General features: G+C 66.7%; 15 protein-coding genes. All 15 read left to right on the forward strand.

Annotated features, from left to right (window positions below; genetic code table 11):
• Positions 1 to 104 precede the first annotated feature (104 nt).
• The 15 genes from tssC to NH14_RS04380 all read left to right on the forward strand — a co-directional run bounded on the left by tssC (position 105) and on the right by NH14_RS04380 (position 21,336).
• The gene (gene tssC, locus NH14_RS04310) at positions 105 to 1,604 is read left to right on the forward strand and encodes a type VI secretion system contractile sheath large subunit (protein WP_035521264.1); all 1,500 of its coding nucleotides are present in this window, start codon (positions 105 to 107) and stop codon (positions 1,602 to 1,604) included.
• A gap of 74 nt (positions 1,605 to 1,678) precedes the next feature.
• Positions 1,679 to 2,167, forward strand: a complete 489-nt coding sequence (locus tag NH14_RS04315) for an Hcp family type VI secretion system effector (RefSeq protein ID WP_035521262.1) — start codon at positions 1,679 to 1,681, stop codon at positions 2,165 to 2,167.
• 99 nt (positions 2,168 to 2,266) lie between these two features.
• Positions 2,267 to 3,121, forward strand: coding sequence for a type VI secretion system accessory protein TagJ (locus tag NH14_RS04320; RefSeq protein WP_035521260.1), 855 nt, complete (start codon positions 2,267 to 2,269; stop codon positions 3,119 to 3,121).
• Positions 3,114 to 3,626 (forward strand): type VI secretion system baseplate subunit TssE, encoded by a 513-nt coding sequence (tssE, locus tag NH14_RS04325; RefSeq protein WP_035521258.1) that lies wholly within the window; start codon positions 3,114 to 3,116, stop codon positions 3,624 to 3,626. Before NH14_RS04320 ends, tssE begins: the two co-directional genes overlap by 8 nt.
• Positions 3,627 to 3,671: 45 nt before the next feature.
• Complete coding sequence (tssF, locus tag NH14_RS04330) at positions 3,672 to 5,549, forward strand: type VI secretion system baseplate subunit TssF (protein ID WP_035521256.1); 1,878 nt, start codon at positions 3,672 to 3,674, stop codon at positions 5,547 to 5,549.
• On the forward strand, positions 5,534 to 6,619 hold the full coding sequence (gene tssG, locus NH14_RS04335; RefSeq protein WP_084224991.1) for a type VI secretion system baseplate subunit TssG: 1,086 nt from the start codon (positions 5,534 to 5,536) through the stop codon (positions 6,617 to 6,619). Before tssF ends, tssG begins: the two co-directional genes overlap by 16 nt.
• Before the next feature lie 4 nt (positions 6,620 to 6,623).
• On the forward strand, positions 6,624 to 9,359 hold the full coding sequence (tssH, locus tag NH14_RS04340; protein ID WP_035521254.1) for a type VI secretion system ATPase TssH: 2,736 nt from the start codon (positions 6,624 to 6,626) through the stop codon (positions 9,357 to 9,359).
• A 21-nt stretch (positions 9,360 to 9,380) separates the two neighbouring features.
• Positions 9,381 to 9,770, forward strand: a complete 390-nt coding sequence (locus tag NH14_RS04345; RefSeq protein WP_035521252.1) for a DUF4280 domain-containing protein — start codon at positions 9,381 to 9,383, stop codon at positions 9,768 to 9,770.
• A gap of 13 nt (positions 9,771 to 9,783) precedes the next feature.
• Positions 9,784 to 11,781, forward strand: coding sequence for a type VI secretion system Vgr family protein (locus NH14_RS04350; RefSeq protein ID WP_035521250.1), 1,998 nt, complete (start codon positions 9,784 to 9,786; stop codon positions 11,779 to 11,781).
• Positions 11,782 to 11,859: 78 nt separating this feature from the next.
• Positions 11,860 to 13,707: a type VI secretion system-associated FHA domain protein TagH gene (tagH, locus tag NH14_RS04355; protein ID WP_237179508.1), complete on the forward strand. Its 1,848-nt coding sequence runs from the start codon at positions 11,860 to 11,862 to the stop codon at positions 13,705 to 13,707.
• A gap of 49 nt (positions 13,708 to 13,756) precedes the next feature.
• The gene (gene tssK / locus NH14_RS04360) at positions 13,757 to 15,091 is read left to right on the forward strand and encodes a type VI secretion system baseplate subunit TssK (protein WP_035521248.1); all 1,335 of its coding nucleotides are present in this window, start codon (positions 13,757 to 13,759) and stop codon (positions 15,089 to 15,091) included.
• Between the two features lie 70 nt (positions 15,092 to 15,161).
• Positions 15,162 to 16,427 (forward strand): type VI secretion system protein TssL, long form, encoded by a 1,266-nt coding sequence (gene tssL / locus NH14_RS04365; protein WP_035521246.1) that lies wholly within the window; start codon positions 15,162 to 15,164, stop codon positions 16,425 to 16,427.
• On the forward strand, positions 16,424 to 20,005 hold the full coding sequence (tssM, locus tag NH14_RS04370) for a type VI secretion system membrane subunit TssM (RefSeq protein WP_035521243.1): 3,582 nt from the start codon (positions 16,424 to 16,426) through the stop codon (positions 20,003 to 20,005). The genes tssL and tssM overlap by 4 nt, the downstream gene beginning before the upstream one ends.
• The gene (tagF, locus tag NH14_RS04375) at positions 20,002 to 20,673 is read left to right on the forward strand and encodes a type VI secretion system-associated protein TagF (RefSeq protein WP_035521240.1); all 672 of its coding nucleotides are present in this window, start codon (positions 20,002 to 20,004) and stop codon (positions 20,671 to 20,673) included. Before tssM ends, tagF begins: the two co-directional genes overlap by 4 nt.
• Before the next feature lie 54 nt (positions 20,674 to 20,727).
• Positions 20,728 to 21,336 carry an OmpA family protein gene (locus NH14_RS04380; RefSeq protein ID WP_035521238.1) on the forward strand — a complete coding sequence of 203 codons (609 nt, stop codon included), beginning with the start codon at positions 20,728 to 20,730 and terminating at the stop codon, positions 21,334 to 21,336.
• The last annotated feature ends 6 nt before the right edge of the window (positions 21,337 to 21,342 follow it).

A 21,342-nucleotide genomic window follows, 5' to 3' on the forward strand; every position in this document is an offset into this window, starting at 1 on the left:
TTATTCGGGCGTTCATCCGCGCATCCAACCGCGCATCCAACCGTTAGCTATCTTTGGCTATTTGTTAACTATCTAGTTAGCCATCCGTCGAGAGGGAGTCTGACATGGCCGAACCCAGTACTCAACAGCAGGAAGCCCGGCAAGGCGGCGAAGCACTCGAGGCGAGCGAGTTCGCGAGCCTGCTGGAAAAGGAATTCAAACCGCGCAGCGACAAGGCGAAGGAGGCCGTCGAGACGGCCGTGCGTACGCTCGCCGAGCAGGCGCTGCGCGACACCAACGTGGTGTCGGGCGACGTGCTCGCGACCATCGAGTCGCTGATCGCGCAGATCGACCAGAAGCTCACGGACCAGGTGAACCTGATCATCCACACCGAGGAGTTTCAGAAGGTGGAGAGCGCGTGGCGAGGTCTGCACTATCTGGTGAACAACACCGAGACCGACGAGACGCTCAAGATCCGCGTGATGAACATCTCGAAGAACGAGTTGCACAAGACGCTCAAGAAGTACAAGGGCACCGCGTGGGACCAGAGCCCGCTGTTCAAGAAGCTCTATGAGGAAGAGTACGGCCAGTTCGGCGGCGAGCCCTACGGCGCGCTGGTGGCCGACTATTACTTCGACAATAGCGGCCCGGACGTCGACCTGCTCACCCAGGTCGCCAAGGTGGCCGCCGCCTCGCACGCGCCGTTCATCACAGGCGCCGATCCTTCGGTCATGCTGATGGAGTCGTGGCAGGAGCTTGCCAATCCGCGCGATCTCACGAAGATCTTCCAGACGCCCGAGCACGCCGCCTGGCGCTCGCTGCGCGAATCGGAAGACTCGCGCTATATCGGCCTTGCCATGCCACGCTTTCTCGCGCGCGCGCCCTATGGCGCGAAGACCAACCCCGTCGACGAATTCGCCTTCGAAGAGGACACCACGGGCGCGGACAGCAAGAAGTATGCGTGGGCCAACGCCGCTTACGCCATGGCCACCAATATCAACCGCTCGTTCAAGCAGTACGGCTGGTGCTCGCGCATTCGCGGCATCGAGTCGGGCGGCGCAGTCGAGAACCTGCCGGTCCATTCGTTCCCGACCGACGATGGCGGCGTGGATATGAAGTGCCCGACCGAAATCGCCATCAGCGACCGCCGCGAGGCCGAGCTCGCGAAGAACGGCTTCATGCCGCTCGTGCACAAGAAGAACTCCGACTTCGCGGCGTTCATCGGTGCGCAGTCGCTGCACAAGCCCGCCGAGTACGAGGACCCCGACGCCACGGCGAATGCGAATCTCGCGGCGCGCCTGCCGTATCTGTTCGCATGCAGCCGCTTCGCGCACTACCTCAAGTGCATCGTGCGCGACAAGATCGGCAGCTTCAAGGAGAAAGAAGACATGCAGCGCTGGCTGCAGAACTGGATCTTGCAGTATGTGGACGGCGACCCCGCGCATTCGAGCGAGGAAACGAAGTCGCGCCGCCCGCTGGCCGCGGCCGAAGTCGTGATCGAGGAAGTCGAGGGCAATCCGGGCTATTACACGTCCAAGTTCTTCCTGCGTCCGCATTACCAGCTCGAGGGCCTGACGGTTTCGTTGCGGTTGGTGTCGAAGTTGCCGTCCGCGAAGGCGGCGTAGCCCCGAGTCAGAGTGAATCTTGCGCGAGCCGGCGCGAACCGGCGTGTACCTTCTAAAGTGAATGGAGAATAGAAATGGCCGTTGATATTTTCATCAAGATCGGCGACGTGAAGGGCGAGTCGCAGGACAAGACGCACAAGGAAGAAATCGATGTGCTGGCATGGAGCTGGGGCATGTCGCAGAGCGGCACGATGCACATCGGCACGGGCGGCGGCGCGGGCAAGGTGAACGTCCAGGATCTGTCGTTCACGAAGTATCTCGACAAGGCCACGCCGGTGCTGATGGGCGCGTGCGCGAACGGCAGCCACTACGACACCGCGGTCCTCACGGTGCGCAAGGCCGGCGGCAAGTCTCCGCTCGAATACTTCAAGATCACCTTCACGAAGGTGATCATTTCGTCGATCAGCGAAGGCGGCTCGGGTGGCGAGGACCGCTTCACGGAGAACATCTCGCTCAACTTCGAGAAGTACCACGTGGAGTACCAGCCGCAAAGCCCCACGGGCGAGAAGGAAGGCGGCGTGGTCGAGACCAAGTGGGACATCGCGAAGAACGTCGCGGAGTAAGCCGCTGGACGGTGGCGGTGCGCGCGTGGAGCGCGCACCGCCTGCATTGCCGTAACCGACCGACGCCCATGAATGCTGGCTTGACGGAGCCAATCGACAATGACAGCAGAAGAGAGCTTGCGCGCCGGTGACCTCGACGCGTGCCTGAAGCAGTTGCAGGATCAGGTGCGCGGCGACCCGGCCAACGCGTCGTACCGCGTGTTCCTGTTTCAGCTGCTCGCTGTGCGCGGCGCGTGGGAGCGCGCGCTCACGCAGCTCAACGTGGTGGGCGATCTCGACGCCGCCGCGCTGCCGATGGTGCAGCTCTATCGCGACGCGCTCCAGTGCGAGGCGCTGCGCGAGGACGTATTCGCCGGGCGGCGCGCGCCGCTCATTTTCGGCGAGCCCACCGCATGGCTCGCACTCCTGATCGAAGCGCTGCGTCTCGACGGCGCGGGCGACTTCAAGGCAGCGGCCGCGTGCCGCGCCAATGCGCTGGAGCAGGCGCGGCCCACGGCGGGAACGCTCAACAGCGTCCCGTTCGCGTGGATTGCTGACGCCGACTCGCGCCTCGGCCCCACGCTCGAAGTGATCCTCAACGGCCGTTACTACTGGGTGCCGTTCGAGCGCATCCGCCGTATCGAGCTGGAAGCGCCGGACGACCTGCGCGACCGCGTCTGGATGCCGGCCGTATTCACGTGGGCCAATGAAGGCCAGGCGGCGGGGCTGATTCCGGTGCGCTATCCAGGCACGTTGACCACCGCCGCGGCCGACGCCAATGCATTGATGCTTGCGCGCGCAACCGAATGGGTCGACGCGGGCGGCGGCGAATTCGACGAGGCGCGCCCGGTCGGGCAGCGCATGTTCACGACCGACGAGAACGACTACGCGCTGTTCGACGTGCGCGTGCTCGTGCTCGATGCCGAAGCGCCTGCGGGCGAAGTGACGCAAGACCGCGCGCAAGACCATGGCTGAGCTGACGGGCCGCGACCGGCTGCAGCCCTCGCTGCTCGACCGCCTGACCGATTTTGAGCCCGGTACGAAAGTCGAGAGCCGCGAGCGCCGCGTGCTCTCGATGCGCGCGCTGCGGCTTGGCGTGCAGCGCGATCTGGCGTGGCTGCTCAATGCGAGCGGCCTCGGCAGCGTGCAGGATCTCTCGGCGTGGCCGCTTGTCGAGCGCTCGGTGCTCAACTACGGCTTTCCCGACATCGCGGGCAAGACGGCATCGGGCATGAACCTCGCGCGCCTCGAACGGCAGATACGCGACGTGATCGTGGCGTTCGAGCCGCGCATTCTGCGCGATACGGTGAAGGTGACGGCGGTGCTCAAGGAGGAAACGACCGGGCACCACAACACGGTCGTGTTCGCGATCGAAGGCGACCTGTGGGCGCAGCCGTATCCGGAGCGGCTTTACTTTCGCACCGAACTCGATCTCGAGGGCGGCGAGGTGCGCGTGATCGACCAGGGCGCGGCGCGCTGAATAACAACAACGCACTGGCAACGTACAAGCAACGCATAAGCGACGATGAACCCCGACCTGATCCGCTACTACAACCAGGAACTCGCGCATTTGCGCGAGATGGGCAGCGAATTCGCGCGCGAGTTTCCGAAGGTGGCGGCACGCCTGGGTCTCGAAGGGCTCGAATGCGCCGACCCCTATGTCGAGCGCCTGCTCGAGGGTTTCAGCTTTCTCGCGGCGCGCGTGCAGTTGAAGATCGACGCCGAGTTTCCTCGCTTCACGCAGCATCTCGCGGAGCTGGTGTATCCGCATTACCTCGCGCCCACGCCCTCGATGACGGTGGTGCACATGCAGCCCGATCTCGCGCATCCGGCGCTCGCGGGCGGCGTGACCGTGCCGCGCGGCAGCGCTTTGCATGCAGTGCTCGACAAGAGCGGCTCGACGCGCTGCGAATACCGCACGGCGCACGCGCTCACGCTGTGGCCCGTGGAAATCGTCGAGGCGAAGTTTTTCACGCATACCGGCGCGCTCGGCGGCGCGGACATGGCGCTGCCGCCCGGCGTGAAAGCGGGCGTGCGCCTGCGCTTGCGCACCACGGGCGGCGTGAAGTTCAGCCAGCTTGCGCTCGATACGCTCACGCTCTATTTGCGTGGCGCCGATTCGCTGCCTGCCCGAATTTACGAGCGCCTGCTTGCCAGCGCCGTGGGCGTAGCGGTGCTGCCGGTCGCGCGGCCTGCGCCGTGGCACCGGTTGTTGCCGAAGAGCGCGGTCAAGCCCATAGGCTTCGACGACAGCGAAGCGCTGCTGCCCGTGAGCGGCCAATCGTTTCAAGGCTTCCGTCTGCTGCAGGAATATTTCGCGTTTCCGCAGCGCTTTTTGTTCGTCGCCATCGACGGCTTGCAGAGCGCGCTGCGCGCATGCGCCGAAAACGAGGTTGAAGTGATCGTGCTGCTCGACCGCGCCGACCCGCTGCTCGAACAGACGCTCGACGCGAGCCACTTCTCGCTCCATTGCACGCCTGCGATCAATCTGTTCTCCCGCCGCGCCGACCGCATCGCTTTCGATCCTGCACAATTCGAGTATCAGGTGATCGCGGACCGCACGCGGCCGCTCGACTTCGAGATTTATCGCATCGAGGAAGTCACGGGACACGGCGCGGGCTCGAACGACGAGCAGCGCTTCGAGCCCTTCTATCACGCGCGCGATTTGTCGGCGGCCGAGCAGGGCAGCGCGTACTACCAGGTGCGCCGCGAACGGCGCTTGCAGTCCTCGCGCGCGAGAGAGCGTGGTCAGCGCACGAGCTACCTTGGCAGCGAAACTTTCATCGCGCTCGTCGACGCGGCCAATGCGCCATATCGCGCGGATCTACGCCAGCTCGGCCTCAAGGTGCTGTGCACCAACCGCGACTTGCCGCTCACGCTGGCCACCGGCACCGGCGCATCGGATTTCACGCTCGGCGTGGAAGCGCCCGTGGAAAGCGTGCGCTGCGTGAGCGGGCCGAGCCGGCCCTTGCCATCGTTCGCGCACGGCGCAGTGGCGTGGCGGCTGCTGAGCCATCTATCGTTGAACTACGAGTCGCTGATCGACACGGATGCGTCCACGGGCGCGCGGGCGCTGCGCGATTTGCTGAGCCTTTATTGCCCCGTCGACGATCCGGCCGCGCAGCGGCAGATCGAAGGCGTGCGTTCGATCGAGGCCAAGCCGGTCACGCGCCGGCTGCCGGTGCCGGGGCCGATCGTGTTCGGGCGCGGCCAGCAGGTGAGCGTGACGTTCGACGAGACGGCCTTCGAAGGCTCCGGGGCCTTCGTGCTGGGCGCGGTGCTCGCACGGTATTTTTCGCTATACGTCTCGATGAATTCGTTCACCGAGACCGTGGTGCGCACCACGGCGCGCGGCGAGATCATGCGCTGGCCTGCGAGGGCGGGACAATGCGTGACGCTCTGACCGTGCTCAAGCTGCTCGAAGACGAGGCGTTTCGCTTCGACTTCTTCCAGGCGGTGCGCCTGATCGAAAACGCGTGGCCTGCTCAGCCGCGCGTGGGTGAATCGCTGCGCCCGCGCGACGACGCCGTGCGCTTCACGCAGCGGCCCGAACTCGTGTTTCATCCGACCACGCTGGCCGAATTCTCGCAGCGCGGCGATGGCACGGCGCCGCGTCTGGCCGTGAACTTCTTCGGCCTGCTCGGGCCGCATGGCGCGCTGCCCACGCATCTGACCGAATATATCCGCGACCGCGAGCGCAACGCGGACGATCCCACCTTCGCGCGCTTTCTGGACCTGTTCCAGCACCGCATGACTAGCCTCTTCTACCGCGCATGGGCCAATGCGCAGCCCGCGGTGAGCCTGGAGCGCCCTGGGCGCGACCGCTTCGCGATGTATGTGGGCTCGACCTTCGGCATGGGCGAGGAGGCGCTGCGCGAGCGCGACACCGTGCCCGATTTCGCGAAGCTCCATTTCGCGGGGCTGCTCGGCGCGCGCACGCGCCCGGCCGCGGGTCTCGCGCTGATCCTCACGCGCTTTTTCCAGCTGCCCGTGTCGATCGAGCAATGGGTGGGCCACTGGATGCCGCTGCCCGCCGAGACGCGCACGCGCATGGGCTTGCGCGATGGATCATCGGCGCTCGGCGTTTCCACGCTGCTCGGCGCGCGCGTATGGGATTGTCAGCATAAGTTTCGCATCGTCATCGGGCCGCTTTCGATGGCCGAATACGAACGTTTCCTGCCCGGCGGCGACAGCCTCAAGCGGCTCGCCGACTGGGTCCGCAACTACGTGCGCGACGGCCTCGACTGGGACGTGAACCTGCAATTGCGCGAGGCCGAAGTGCCGCGCCTGAAGCTGGGCCGCCACGCGCGGCTCGGGCTCACGAGCTGGGTGCTCAGCGGCGCGGCGCAAGGCGACCAGAAGCAACTGAAACTCAATCCAGCAAGCGGCGCTTCCGTGCGCGAGCGGAAGCAGGAAGACATGCAACGGGCGACGGAACACGCAGCAGCGCTCGACATTCACTCAGGAGAATGAAGACATGGCCGAAATCAAGCGTGCAGCGCTCTTTGGCAAGCTCAATCAGCTAGGCTTTCGCGCGCTCGAAAGCGCGAACATGTTTTGCCGCTTGCGCGGCAATCCTTATATCGAGCTCGTGCACTGGTTCCATCAGATCCTCCAGTTGCAGGACTCGGACCTGCACCGGCTCGCACGCCACTACGGGATCGATCCCGCGCGGCTCGCCAGCGACCTCACGGCGGCGCTCGACCGGTTGCCGCGCGGCGCCGGGTCGGTCACGGACATTTCCTCGCAGGTGGAGGAGGCCGTCGAGCGCGGCTGGGTGTTCGGCTCGCTGATGTTCGGCGAGTCGCAGGTGCGCACCGGGCATCTGATGGTCGGACTCCTGAAGACTCCGTCGCTGCGCAATACGCTCTATGGCATCTCGCGGCAGTTCGAGCAGATCAAGCTCGATGCGCTGTGCGAGGAATTCGACCGCCTGCTGCGCGATTCGCCCGAAGCGGCGATGGGCGCGAGCGACGGCTTCAATGCGAACGCAGGCGCGGGAGCAGGCTCTGGAGCGGATGCCGCGGGAATGCCCCCGGCCGCGATGGGCAAGCAGGAAGCGCTGCGTCGCTTCACGACCGATCTCACCGAACAGGCGCGCAGCGGCAAGCTAGACCCCATCGTTGGCCGCGACGAGGAAATCCGCCAGGTGGTGGACATCCTCATGCGCCGCCGCCAGAACAACCCGATCCTCACGGGCGAAGCCGGCGTGGGCAAGACGGCGGTGGTGGAGGGCTTCGCGCAGCGCATCGTGGCGGGCGACGTGCCGCCTTCGCTGCGCGACGTCGAACTGCGCACGCTCGACGTGGGCCTGTTGCAGGCCGGCGCGAGCATGAAGGGCGAATTCGAGAACCGGCTGCGCCAGGTGATCGAAGAAGTGCAGGCCTCGGAAAAGCCTGTGATTCTCTTTATCGACGAAGCCCATACGCTGGTGGGCGCGGGCGGCGCGGCCGGCACCGGCGACGCTGCCAACCTGCTCAAGCCCGCGCTCGCGCGCGGCACGCTGCGCACTGTGGCGGCCACCACGTGGGCCGAGTACAAGAAGCACATCGAAAAGGATCCCGCACTTACGCGGCGCTTCCAGGTCGTGCAGGTGGGCGAGCCCGATGAAGAAAAGGCCATCCGCATGATGCGCGGCGTGGCCTCCACGATGGAGCAGCACCACAAGGTGCAGGTGCTCGACGAGGCGCTGGAAGCAGCCGTGCGGCTTTCGCACCGCTACATTCCGGCGCGCCAGTTGCCCGACAAGTCGGTGAGCCTGCTCGACACGGCGTGCGCGCGCGTGGCAGTGAGCCAGCACGCCACGCCGCCCTCCGTGGACGATGCGCGCAAGCGGATTTCCGCGTTGGAGACGGAGTTGGAGATCATCGGCCGCGAGAAGGCCGTGGGCATCGAGACGCGCGAGCGCGAAGCGGCGGCCAGCGAAAAGCTCGCGGTGGAGCGCGAACGCCTCGTGGAACTCGAGGCGCGCTGGGAGAACGAGAAGGCGCTGGTCGAGCGGATTCTTTCGTTGCGTGCGCAACTTCGTGAGAAAACCGGCAAGGTGGAGGGCGGCGCGGATGCAGCGAACGCAGCCGCCGCGCCAGCGGCTGAAAGCGCCGGGAATGCCGCCGCGCAGATCGACCCCGAAGCACTGCGCGCCGAATTGCGCGAATTGCAGGCTCAGCTCGCGAGCCATCAGGGCGACGATCCGCTGATCCTGCCCACCGTCGATCGCCAGGCCGTGGCCTCGGTCGTGCAGGACTGGACCGGCATTCCCGTGGGCCGCATGGTACGCAACGAGATCGAGAACGTGCTCAAGCTCGCCGAGAATCTCAACAAGCGCATCATCGGCCAGGGCCACGCCACCGAAATGATCGCGCGGCGCATCCAGACTTCGCGCGCGGGGCTCGACAATCCGAACAAGCCGATTGGCGTGTTCATGCTCGCGGGCACCTCGGGCGTGGGCAAAACCGAGACCGCGCTCGCGCTGGCCGAGGTGCTCTACGGCGGCGAGCAGAACGTCATCACGATCAACATGAGCGAGTACCAGGAGGCGCACACGGTTTCGTCGCTCAAGGGCGCGCCGCCGGGCTATGTGGGCTACGGCGAGGGCGGGGTGCTCACCGAGGCCGTGCGGCGCCGCCCCTATAGCGTGGTGCTGCTCGACGAGGTGGAAAAGGCCCACCCCGACGTGCACGAGATCTTCTTCCAGGTGTTCGACAAGGGCTGGATGGAAGACGGCGAGGGCCGCGTGATCGACTTCAGGAACACGCTCATCCTGCTGACCACCAACGCGGGCACCGACCTCATCACGAACCTTTGCAAGGACCCCGAACTGATGCCCGATCCCGAGGGCATCGCGAAGGCGTTGCGCGAGCCGCTGCTCAAGGTGTTCCCGCCCGCGCTGCTCGGCCGTGTGGTGACGATCCCGTACTACCCGCTCTCCGACGAGATGCTGGGCGCGATCATCCGCCTGCAACTCTCGCGCATCGAGAAGCGGCTGCGCGTATCGCACAAGGTGCCGTTCCTCTACGACGACGACGTGGTCAAGCTCATCGCGAGCCGCTGCACGGAGCTTGAGAGCGGCGGGCGCATGATCGACGCGATCCTGACCAACACCTTGCTGCCGCGCGTGTCCACCGAGTTCCTCACGCGCATGATGAACGGCGGCAGCGTGACGAAGGTGCAGGTGGGCGCGCACGACGGCGAGTTTGTTTATACGTTCGACTGAACAGGCGCTGGGAGAACTGCCATGCCTCAACAGGTCAGCATGGGGGCCACACTGCAATGCTCATTCGGCGCGGCGCCGTCGAGCCTCGTGGTGTTGCCCGTCAATCAGGTGATGGGCGAGGGCCCGCCCGCCGCGAACATCATGGACCACATACCGATGGTCAACATCATGCCGTTCGGCGTGTGCTCGTCGATGGCCAATCCGGTGGTGGCGTCGGCCACGGCGGCGGCGTTCGGCGTGCTCACGCCCATGCCGTGCATTCCTGCGACTTTCTCGCCGTGGGCCCCCGGCGCGCCGACCGTGCTGCTCGGCAACCAGCCCTCGCTCGACAACGTCTCGAAGTGCATGTGCAACTGGGGCGGCGTGGTATCGATCGTGAACCCCGCCACCGTCAACACGATGATTCCCTGACCGATTGCCTGAGATGACTTCGCAAGATACGAACCGCAACGTAACGGTGAACTGCAAGGGCACCGAGGCGAAACTGCTGTTCCTGCGCATGACCGGCAGCGACGAACTGGGCCGCCTGAGCGAGTACCGCGTGGACTTGCTGTGCGAGCAAAACAGCGTCACGCCTGCCCAGGTGCTCGGCCAGGACTTGTCGATCGCGCTCGCGCTGCCTGCGGGCGGGGAGCGCCAGTTCAACGGCATCGTGACGGTGTTCCGCATGATTTCGCCGGGCAACCAGATGTACGGCAGCATGGCCGGCTACCAGGCCATCGTGCGCCCGCGCCTTTGGCTGCTCACGCGCGGCTCGCATTGCCGCTTCTTCTATCAGAAGACCGTGCCCGAGATCGTGATGAGCGTGCTCAACGACTACAACGTGGATGTGACCAACCGCTGCACCGCAACGTATCCCGCGCGCGAACACTGCGCGCAGTACCGCGAGACCGATTTCGACTTCGTGAGCCGGCTCATGGAGCACGAGGGCATCTACTACTATTTCGAGCACGCAAACGGCCGCCAGACCCTGGTGCTCGCCGACGCGGGCGACGTGCACGCGCCGATCCCGAACTACCGCGGCGTGCCGTACCGCGACCGCGATGCGGCCGCGCGCGAGGACATGGAGTGCGTCTACGAGTGGTTCACGGGCGGCGAGTTGCAGACTGGCTACTACGAAACCAACGACTACGACTTCGAAAAACCTTCTTCCAGCCTGCAAGGCGGCTTGCGCTCGCGCGCCACGCGCACCCAGCCTTACGACGCGGCGAGCTACACGATGCAGGAGCACCTCACGGGCCATACCGCGCCCGCCGACGGCGACCGCTACGCGCGCGTGGGCGTGGAGATCCGCCAGGCGCGCAACGACAGCATCGAAGGCCGCGCTTCCATGCGCGGCGTCTGGCCGGGTGGCTTGCTGCAACTGAGCGACCATCCGCTCGACGACTGCAACGACGGATATCTGGTCGTGCGCGCGACCTACGAAATCAATTCGGATGTCTATGTATCGAGCCGTGCGGCGCAAGGGCAGAGAAAGATGCCGTTCTTCGACTGCGCGTTCAGCGCGTTGCGTAAGGACAACCAGTTCCGCGCCGAGCGTCTCACGCCGCGCGCGGTGGTGGGCGGCCTGCAAACGGCAGTGGTGGTGGGCGACGCCGGCTCGGAGATCTTCACCGACGAGTACGGCCGCATCAAGGTGCAGTTCCACTGGGAGCAACTGTACGAAAACGAGAGCAGCGAGGTCACGGACCGCTGCTGGGCGCGCGTCTCGCAGGGCTGGGCGGGCAAGACTTGGGGCATGTTCTTTCTGCCGCGCGTGGGGCAGGAAGTGATCGTCGAGTTTATCGAGGGCGACCCCGATCATCCGCTCGTCACGGGCAGCGTCTACAACGCGAGCCTGATGCCGCCGTACAAGCTGCCCGCCAATTCGGCCTTTGCCACCATCAAGAGCAATTCCACGCCCAACGCCTCGGGCAATAACGAGGTGCGCTTTCTCGACAAGGCAGGCGGCGAGCAATTGTTCTTTCATGCGCAGAAGGACCACGAAACCTGGGTGATCAACGACGCGCTGATGAACGTGGGCAACGACCGCCACCTGAAGGTCACCGGCAACGAGTACGTGCAGGTGAGCGGCGACCGCCACGACCACGTGAGCGGAGCGCAGAACGCCAAGGTCGACGGCACGGCTTCGCTCGACGTGGGCGGCAAGCTTCAGGAGAAGGTGGGCACCGACTACGCCATCGACGCGGGCAAGAACATTCATATCAAGGCGGGCATGAACGTGGTGATCGAGGCGGGCATGAGCATCACCTTGAAGGCGGGCGGCGCGTTCGTGGTGATCGGGCCGAGTTCGGTCGCGGTGTCGGGCATGCCGATCCAGCTCAATTCGGGCGGCTCGGCGGGCTCGGGCGATGGTTCGTCGCCGACCGCGCCCACCGATCCCAAGGACGCCGACGATGGCACCAGGAAAGTCGAATCGTGAGCCATAACGTGGCGTATTGCAGTGTTATCGAGCGATCTGCAATCCTGATTAAATGACGGGGAAATACAGGGTAATGCGATGCAACTGACCAATCCGATCCTCACGCTGCGCGTGGCGAAGTACAACGACGAGCCGCTTGCCGAGCCGATCGCGGTGCGCTTCGGCCCGGACGGCGGCACGATCGGCCGCGCCACTACCTGCACGCTCGTGTTGCCCGACCAGCAGCGCGCGATCTCGCGCGTGCATGCGCGGGTGGAGTGCCGGGGCGGCGAGTATCTGCTGTGCGATCTCGGCGCGAATCCGAGCGTGCTGAACCAGCGCGCGCTGGGCGGCACGCGCGAGGCGCGGCTCGCGCACGGCGATCAGTTGATGATCGGCGCGTATTTGCTTGAGGTGGCGCTGGCCGAGGCCACTGCGCAGGAAGAGGCGAGGCCGTTCGGGCACGATCCGCTCGCGGGCGCGCAGGTGTTGCGCGGCGCGCCGCTGGCCGAGGGTGCGCCGCTGGCTGGGGGCGCGGCGTTGCCCGAAAATCCGTTCGCGCCTGGTGCCAGCAGTTTTACCGGCAGCGCGGGCAGCCTGGGCGCGATGGGGGGCGTTGGGGCCGGCGGTCTCGATGCCCTTGGTGAGGCGTTGGGCGCGGGTGAGCGCATGGCCGCGCGGCCCGGCTACGCCGGGTCGGAGAGCGACCACGTATCGCCCGAGCTACAGGCGCTCGCGCCGCCTACGCTTGCGCCCGCTTCGTTCGGCTCGCCAGGCGGCATTCCCGACGACTACGATCCGCTGGCCGATGTGCACGGCGCGGCGACGCCCGGCGTAGCGACGCCCGGCGCTTTTTCCCAGCATACCGCGCCTGCGATGACGCCGGTCTCGCCGCCGATGCACGCGCCTTCGCAGGCGTGCGCGGCCATGCCTGGCGCAGCCGATCCGCTCGGTCTCGGCGCGCAGGGGCCGACTGGCCTGCCCGCGAGCCTGCTTGGCGACGCGGGGCCGCTCGGCGCGACCCCGTTCGACGATCTCTTTTCGCCGGCTGCTCCGGCTGGCTTCGCGCCACAAGAGCCGCAGCCGTCGCAGCCGTCGCAAACGCACCAGTTGCTGCCATCGGTGACGCAGATCTTTGCGTCGGCGGCAACTACGCAGCCTGAATCGCCGCTCGCCGTGCAGGCGAAGGCCGAAGAGTCTTCGCCTCCATCGCCGCAACAACAGCAATCGCAACAACAGCAGCCGCCACAAACCGCGCCCGCCGCTGTGTCGGCTCCCACGCCTGCTGACTCCGCCGCGCCCGCCACGCCCGCATCACCGCAAGAGGAAGTTGTGCTCGCCGCGTTGCTCGAAGGCTTGGGGCTCGAACCCGGCCGCGTGCCGAACCTGCCCGCCGCCGATCTCGCGCGGCTCGTCGGCACGATGTTGCGCGACTCGCTGCGCGGGACCATGTCGGTGCTGCGCGCGCGCTCGATGACCAAGCGCGAGGCGCGGCTCGACACCACGCTCATCGTGGCGCGCGACAACAACCCGCTCAAGTTCTTCCCCGACGTGGACAGCGCACTCGCGCAAATGCTCACGGGCCGCGCGCAAGGCTACTTGCCGCCGTCCGAAGCGGTGGCGCGTGCGTTCGTCGACATCGAATCGCATGAACTGGCCGTGCTCGTGGGCATGCGCGCGGCGCTCGCGCATGTGCTCGCGCGCTTCGATCCGGCCACGCTCGAAGCGCAGTTGAGCGAGCAGGGCATGCTCGACCGCGTGCTCTCGAACCGCAAGGCGAAGCTCTGGGACCGCTTCGTGGAATTGCGCGCGGGCATCGCGCGCGAAGCGGAGGACGACTTCCAGAAGCTATTTGGCAAGGCGTTCAACGACGCGTACGAGGCGCAGGTGGACGCGCTACAACGCGCGCGCGAGGACGCAGAGAAGAAATCGGCAGGGTCCGCCTGAAGCGGCGGCCCCTTTAAACCTGGACGATACACACGACGACGAGAACAACGTGTCCTGGAACAGCAAAGTCATCTGGTCGGAAGGCATGTTTCTGCAGCCGCATCATCTGCAGCAGCATGACCGCTATTTGCAGGCGCAGCTGGAAACGCGCGCGGGCGGCCTGCGCCCTTATGCATGGGGCTTCGCCTCGCTCGAAATCGACGAGCAGCTGCTCAAGCTCGGCAAGCTCGCGTTGCTGTCGTGCTCGGGCGTTTTCCCCGACGGCACGCCGTTCAATCTGCCCGGCGACGACGATCTGCCCGCACCGCTCGACATTCCCGAAGGCACGCGCGGCGTGCTCGTGACGCTCGCATTGCCGGTGCGCCGGCCCGGCGTTCCGGAAACGGGCAATGAGGATAGCGAAGAAAATTTCGCGCGCCATCGCCGCGCGGAAGCCGAGGTGGCCGACAGCAACGACCCGAACGCGAGCGCGGCGCTGGTGGAGATCGGCAAGCTGCGCGTGCGCCTCGCGCTGGAGCCCGACGTGGCGAACGCCTACGCGACGATAGGCGTGGCGCGTGTGATCGAGCGGCAGCCCGACAACCGCGTCGTGCTCGAAGCCGACTATAGCCCGCCGTGCATGGACTATCGCGTGGCGCCGCGCCTGCGCGCGTTCGCCGACGACCTCGTGGGCCTGTTGCACCAGCGCGGCGAAGCGCTGGCCGCGCGTCTCGTGCAACCGGGCGTGACGGGCGTGGCCGAGGTCTCGGACTTCCTGCTGCTTGAACTCATCAACCGGGCGGAGCCGCTCGCGGCGCACTTCTCCACCATGACGGGCCTGCATCCCGAGGCGCTCTATTGCATGGTGGTGCAGTTGGCGGGCGAATTGGCCACGTTCAGCCAGAAGAACAAGCGCCCCAACGCGTATCCGGTTTACCGGCACGACCGCTTGCGCGAAACCTTCGCGCCAGTGATCGACGATTTGCGCGCGGCGCTCAGCATGGTGATGGACCCGCACGCGGTGCCAATCCCGCTCGAAGAGCGCAAGTTCGGCCTGCGCGTCGCGCTCGTGCCCGACAAGAACCTGTTCGCCTCGGCCACCTTCGTGCTGGCCGTGCGCGCGCAGATGCCGGCCGAAGCGATCCTCACCGGCTTCGCGCCGCAAGTGAAGATCGGGCCGATCGAGCGCATCCGCGACCTCGTGAATCTGCAATTGCCGGGCATCGGCTTGCGTGCGCTGCCGGTGGCGCCGCGCCAGTTGCCGTTCCATGCGGGATTCACGTATTTCGAGCTCGACCGCGGCAACGAACTGTGGAAGCAGTTCGCCGCCTCGTCGGGCATGGCATTGCACGTCGCAGGCGAATTCCCCGGCCTCGCGATGGAATTCTGGGCGATCCGCCGCTGACCGTATTCGTGTCTGGCGCAGACGCCATCGATTGAGGAGGACGTGCACCGTGTCACCCGACGACCCACCCATGAGCGCCGATCCCGGCGCCACCATCCTGATCCCGACACCGGGCGGCGCACGCGCGCCGTTCGTGGCGGCGGCCACCTCGGTCGCGCCGATTCCCGCCGGCGCGGGCGGCCTGAATCCGCTGCTGCGCGCGGCCAATCCGCTCATCGACCTCGCGCTGCCGTTGCGCCAGTTGCCCACGCACCCCGACCTCGAACAGTTGCGCACGCAACTTATTCAGATGATGCGTGCGTTCGAGACGCAAGGGCGCGCGAGCGGCTACGACGACGAAAAGCTCGGTGCGTCGCGCTACTGCCTGTGCACCTTCCTCGACGAGGCGATCTCCAGCACGCCGTGGGGCGCGGGCGCCTGGGCGAGCCGCAGCCTGCTCGTGACCTTCCATAACGAGGCGTCGGGCGGCGAGCGCTTCTTCCTGATTCTCCAGCGGCTCGCGCAAAATCCTGGTGCGAACGTGGACGTGCTCGAACTCATGTACGTGATACTCGGCCTTGGCTTTGAAGGGCGCTACCGCCTGATCGACGGCGGGCGCACGCAACTCGATGCGGTGCGCGAGCGGCTCGAACAGATGATCCGCGCGCAGCGCGGCGCGGTAGAGCGCGAGCTCTCGCCACACTGGCAGCCCGTGAATGCGGAGCGCAAGCCGCTGCTGCAATTGGTGCCGCTGTGGGTGGCGGCGGCGGTGGCGTGCGTCGTGCTGGTGGTCGCGCATCTGGTGCTGAGCTTCCGGCTCAACGACGCATCGGATGCTGTGTTCCAGACGCTGCACGCGGTGCGCGTCGCGCCGCCGCCGGCGCTGGCGGCGAAGATGGAAGCCGCACCCAAGCCCGCGCCGAAGCTGTCGAAGTTCCTCGCACCCGAGATCGCCCAGGGCCTCGTGCGCGTGACCGAGCAGCCCGACCGCACCATCGTCGAGGTGAACGGCGACGGCCTTTTCGCCTCGGGCAGCGCGGAGCTTACATCGACGTATCTGCCGATCGTGCAGCGTATCGGCGACGCGTTGAAGGACGTGCGCGGCAACGTCGTGGTCATCGGGCATACCGACAATCAGCGGCTTATTTCCGCACGTTTCCCGTCGAACTGGCACCTCTCGCAGGCGCGCGCGGAAACCGTGAAGGATCTGCTGGTCGCGCGCACCGGCACACCCGCGCGCTTCACCGCCGAAGGGCGCGGCGACACCGAGCCCATTGCGCCGAACGACAGCGCGGCCAACCGCGCGCGCAATCGCCGCGTGGATATTGCCGTGCTCGCACCGGGAGCCACGCCATGATCAAGAAACTGGTGGACTGGCTGCGGCGCAAGATCGTGCTGTCGTTTCTCGGCGTGCTCGCGCTCGCGCTGATCGTCTGGATCGAAGGGCCGCTGTTCGCGTGGGCCGGCAATGCGCCGCTCGAAACGAGTGCGAGCCGCTGGATCGTGATCATAGTGCTGTTCCTGCTGTGGGCGCTTTACTGGTTCGTGCGCTGGCTGCGCGCGCGCCTCGCCAACGTGAAGTTCACGCGTGTGGTGGCCGAGGGCGCGAACGAGACGTCCCCCGGCAAGGAGCAATCGGACGCCGACGTGAACGCGCTGCGCAAGCGCTTCGAAGAGGCCATGGCCATTCTGCGCAAGTCCCGCGTAAAAGGGCGCTTTGGCAGCCAGTACGTGTATCAGCTGCCCTGGTACATGTTCGTGGGCGCGCCCGGCACTGGCAAGACCACGGCGCTCACGCATTCGGGCCTGAAATTTCCGCTCTCGACGCAACTCGGCGATCATGCGGTGGGCGGCGTGGGCGGCACGCGCAACTGCGACTGGTGGTTCACCGACGATGCAGTGCTGCTGGACACCGCGGGCCGCTTCACGACCCAGGACAGCTTCGCGGCCGCCGATCAGGCCGCGTGGGGCGGCTTCCTGCAACTGCTGCGCAAGTACCGGCCGCGCCGCCCGCTCAATGGCGTGATCGTCGCGGTCTCGGCGCAGGATCTGCTGCAGCTTTCGGACACGCAGCGCGCATTGCAGGCCCAGGCCGTGCACGAGCGCCTGAAGGAGCTTTATGAGCGGCTCGGCGCGCATTTCCCGGTCTATGTGCTGGTGACAAAGTGCGACCTGCTGGCCGGTTTCGCGGAGTTCTTCGACGATCTGGGCCGCGACGAACGCGAGCAGGTCTGGGGTATGACGTTCGCCTTCGACGAGGGCGGAAGCGCGGATAAACCAGGCAATCCGAACGATGTCACCGGGCAAATTTCAACTCAATTTCCGGCCGAGTTCGCCGCGCTCGCGCAGCGCTTGCAGGCGCGCGTGCTGCATCGCATGCAGCAGGAGACGGATACGCGGCGGCGCGCGCTCGTCTACGGTTTCCCGCAGCAGTTCGCGGGGCTCGAAGGCGTCTTGCAGGCATTCCTCAACGATGCGTTCAGCGCGTCGCGCTACGAAAAGCCGGTGCTGCTGCGCGGCGTCTATTTCACGAGCGGCACCCAGGAAGGTCGGCCGATCGATCGCGTGATGAGCGCGGTGGCCGCCGCGCTCGGCTTGCAGCAGCAGGTCCTGCTGCCCGATGCCTCGGCGGGCCGCGCGTACTTCATCACGCGGCTCATGCGCGACGTGATCTTTCACGAGGCCGGGCTCGCGGGCACCAATCGCGGGCTCGAACGCCGGCGTGCGTGGATTCAGCGCATTGCGCTCGGCGCCATCGCGCTCGTCACCGTGCTGGCGCTCGGCGCGTTCTTCATCAGCTATCAACGCAATGAGGCCTACGTGGCTCATGCGGCGCAGCAGGTCGACGCGCTCAAGCAGCTCGCGCAGGCCACGCCGGTCACCGACAATCCGCTCGCCTTGCTGCCGCTCCTGAACGCCGCGCGCGACTTGCCCGGCGGCTATGCGCAGCGCAACGCGAGCGCGCCGTGGCTCTCGCGCCTCGGCCTCTACCAGGGCGACAAGCTCGGGCGCGAAGCGCAGGCGAGCTACCGCCGGCTGCTCGGACAAACGCTGCTGCCGCTCGTGGTGCGGCGCATGGAGGAAGAGTTGCGGCGCGGCGATGCGAACAATGGCGAGTTCCAGTATGCGGTGCTGCGCGCGTATCTGATGCTCGGCGACCCCTCGCACTACGACGCCGACTCGGTGCGCCTGTGGGCCGACGTCGACTGGCAGCGCGGCCCGTTGCGCGATGCGAGCGATGCGCAGCGTAGCGATATCGACGGGCATCTCGCGGCGCTTCTCGAGCCAGCGTTCTTCGATCCCTCGCTGCCGCTCGACAAGAACCTGATTCAGCAGGCGCGCACGAACCTTGCGAAAATGCCGCTCGCGCAGCGCATGTTCGAGAGCGTGCGGCGCGATCTCGACGCCCAGCATTTGCCCGATTTCAGCGTGGCGAGCGCAGGCGGCCCGAACGCCGCGCTCGTGCTGGTGCGCAAGAGCGGCGCGCCGCTTACGCGCGGCGTGCCGGGCGCGTTCACGCTTGCGGGCTACGAGAAGTTCCTCGCGGCGCGCGATGCGGCGGTGCTCGACGTAGCGCGCGACAACTGGGTGTTGGGCCGCGACGAACAGGTGCTCACGCCCGCGGCGGCAAGCGATCTCAAGGCGGCGATGACGCAGCTCTACTACGACGAATACATTCGCCAGTGGGATGCGTTGCTCGGCGATATCGCCGTGGTGCCGTTCGATGGCGTGGACAAGGGCGCACGCGTCGCGTATGCGCTCGGCAATGCCGATTCGCCGCTGCGCGCGGTGATGGTGGCGGCGGCGCGCGAGACCACGCTCGGCAAGCTCAGCCTGGGCGGGACGATTGGCGCGCAGGCGGGGGCGCTCATCAACGGCAAGATCGAGGCGATGAAGAAGAAGCTGGAGAGCGCGCTTGGCAACGCCCCCGACGACAACGCGAACGGCGCGCCGCCGCAGGTCAATCCGGTTGACGCGCATTTTCAGCCGTTGCATGACCTCGTGGGCAAACCAGGTGCGCAAGGGCCGTCGCCGCTCGACACTCAGCTTGCGGCGCTCAAGGACGCGGCCACCTACCTCCAGGCCGCCGATACCGCGCGCCGCCAGGGCCTCGCGCCGCCGCCCGGCGACGCCATTGGCAAGCTCAAGCTCGCCTCGCAGGGCGCGCCCGCGCCGCTCGCGGCGGTCGTGAACGACGTGTCGAACGGCGCTACGGCGCTGATGGCGGGCGGCGAGCGTGCGCGCCTGAATGCGCTCTGGATGGCGAACGTCGGGCAGTTGTGCAAGCAGGCGCTCGACGGACGCTACCCGCTCGTGCGCTCTTCCACGCGCGACGCCGCGCCCGACGACTTCGGCCGACTGCTCGCGCCGGGCGGCCTGATCGACGACTTCTTCCAGAAGAATCTGCAGAACTTCGTCGATATGTCGGGGCCTGTGTGGCGCTGGCGGGCCGGAACGGAATCGCCTGGCATTCCCGATGATGTGCTCGTGCAGTTCCAGCGCGCCGCGCAGATTCGCGATGCGCTGTTCCGCGCGGGCGGACGCGATGTCTCGGTGCGCTTCACGGTCAAGCCGATTGCGATCGATCCGACCATCACGCAATTCACGCTCGACGTGGACGGCCAGCAGTGGGTCGTCAAGCCGGGCGCGAACGAAGGCATGGGCTTCCAGTGGCCGAGCGGCAAAGGCACGGGGCAGGCGCACGTGGAATTCGCGCCGCCCGGCGGAGGCGACGCGCCGCGCGCCGACGGCCCGTGGGCGCTGCTGCATCTGATGGACAAGGCGCAGATGCAGCAGATGGGCCAGTCCGACCGCTTCAAGATCGACTTCGTGTCGGACGGCCGTCACGTGCAACTGGAACTGGACGCGAGCAGCGTGACGAATCCGTTCCGGCGCGGCATGATCGATCAGTTCCGGTGTCCTGATCATCTATGAGCGAGACGGGTTTTTTCGGCAAGGTCCGCACGCATGGCGACTTTGTCGCGCGGCGGCTGCCGGCGGCTTTTATCGAGCCGTGGGACCGCAGCCTCCAGGCGGGCATGCTGGAGGCGCGCGCGCGTTACGGCGCGCAGTGGCTGTCGCTCTATCTGAACGCGCCGGTATGGTGTTTCGCGCTGGGCGAGACCCTGTGCGGCGCGCCGGCCTGGGCGGGCGTGCTGATGCCGGGCGTGGACCGCGTGGGCCGCTATTTCCCGTTCACGCTCGCGCGGCCGGTGGCGCCCGGATTGTTCGCGGACTGGCTGCGCGGCGCGCAGCCATGGTTCGAGATGGCAGTGGAGCTCGCGCTCTCGACGCTTGCGCCGTCGTTCGATCTCGAGCGTTTCGCCGATCAGGTGTGCAGACTCGATGGATTCGATGATGATAGGCGCGCGCCCTGGCGTTATGCTGGTGCGTGCGAGGGCGAGAACAACGGCGTCGCGCTGGGCGAGTGCCTGGCCGCGCACACGGCGGCGGGCGACAGCCTGTGGTGGAGCGAAGGATCGGCGCAGGTGGAGCCCGCGCTGCGCGTCGCCATAGGGCTGCTCGACGGGCCGCGTTTCGCCGATTTGCTCGATGCGGCGCGCGCGCCGTGGAAGGCGGCGATCGCGTTGCAGCGCGTTTGAAACCGCGATGCGATGCCCGCGCGCGTACAAGATTGCATTTAATGGAGAGATGACATGTCGGCTATCGTGAAGAACCTTTCGCCGGCGCGGCTGCGGCATGCGTGGCCCGCCGCGCTGGCCTGTTGCGCGGTCGTGCTCGCGGGTGCGATGCAAACCCCGGCCCATGCGCAGGTGATGAAGGAGAAGGACATCACCGAGCAGTCCGTTACCAAAGCGCTCACGCCGAGCGAGACCACCGGCGACGTGCTCACGCGCGGCTTCGTGCTGTCGAACCAGCAGCCTGGTGCGATGTCGGCGAAGGCGAAGGGGCCTGCGAAGGCGCCATCGGCGCAAATGCTGATTACCTTCGCCACCAACTCGACCGATCTCACGAGCACCGCGCGCACGGCGCTCGACAAGGTCGCCCGCGCGCTGCAGTCCGACAAGCTCGCTGCGTACAAATTTCGCGTGGAGGGCCACGCCGACCCGCGCGGCAACCCGGACGCGAACATGACGCTATCGCAGGGGCGTGCCCAGGCCGTGGTGGACTACCTCACGCAGCAGGACGGCATTGCGGCGGAGCGCTTGACCGCGGTAGGCAAGGGGTCGAGCGAGCCGCTCAATACGCGCAATCCAGCCGCGCCGGAAAACCGCCGCGTGACGATCGTGACCGTTGCTGATTGAACGGCG

The organism is Paraburkholderia sacchari, from assembly GCF_000785435.2.
GTDB classification, from domain to species: domain Bacteria; phylum Pseudomonadota; class Gammaproteobacteria; order Burkholderiales; family Burkholderiaceae; genus Paraburkholderia; species Paraburkholderia sacchari.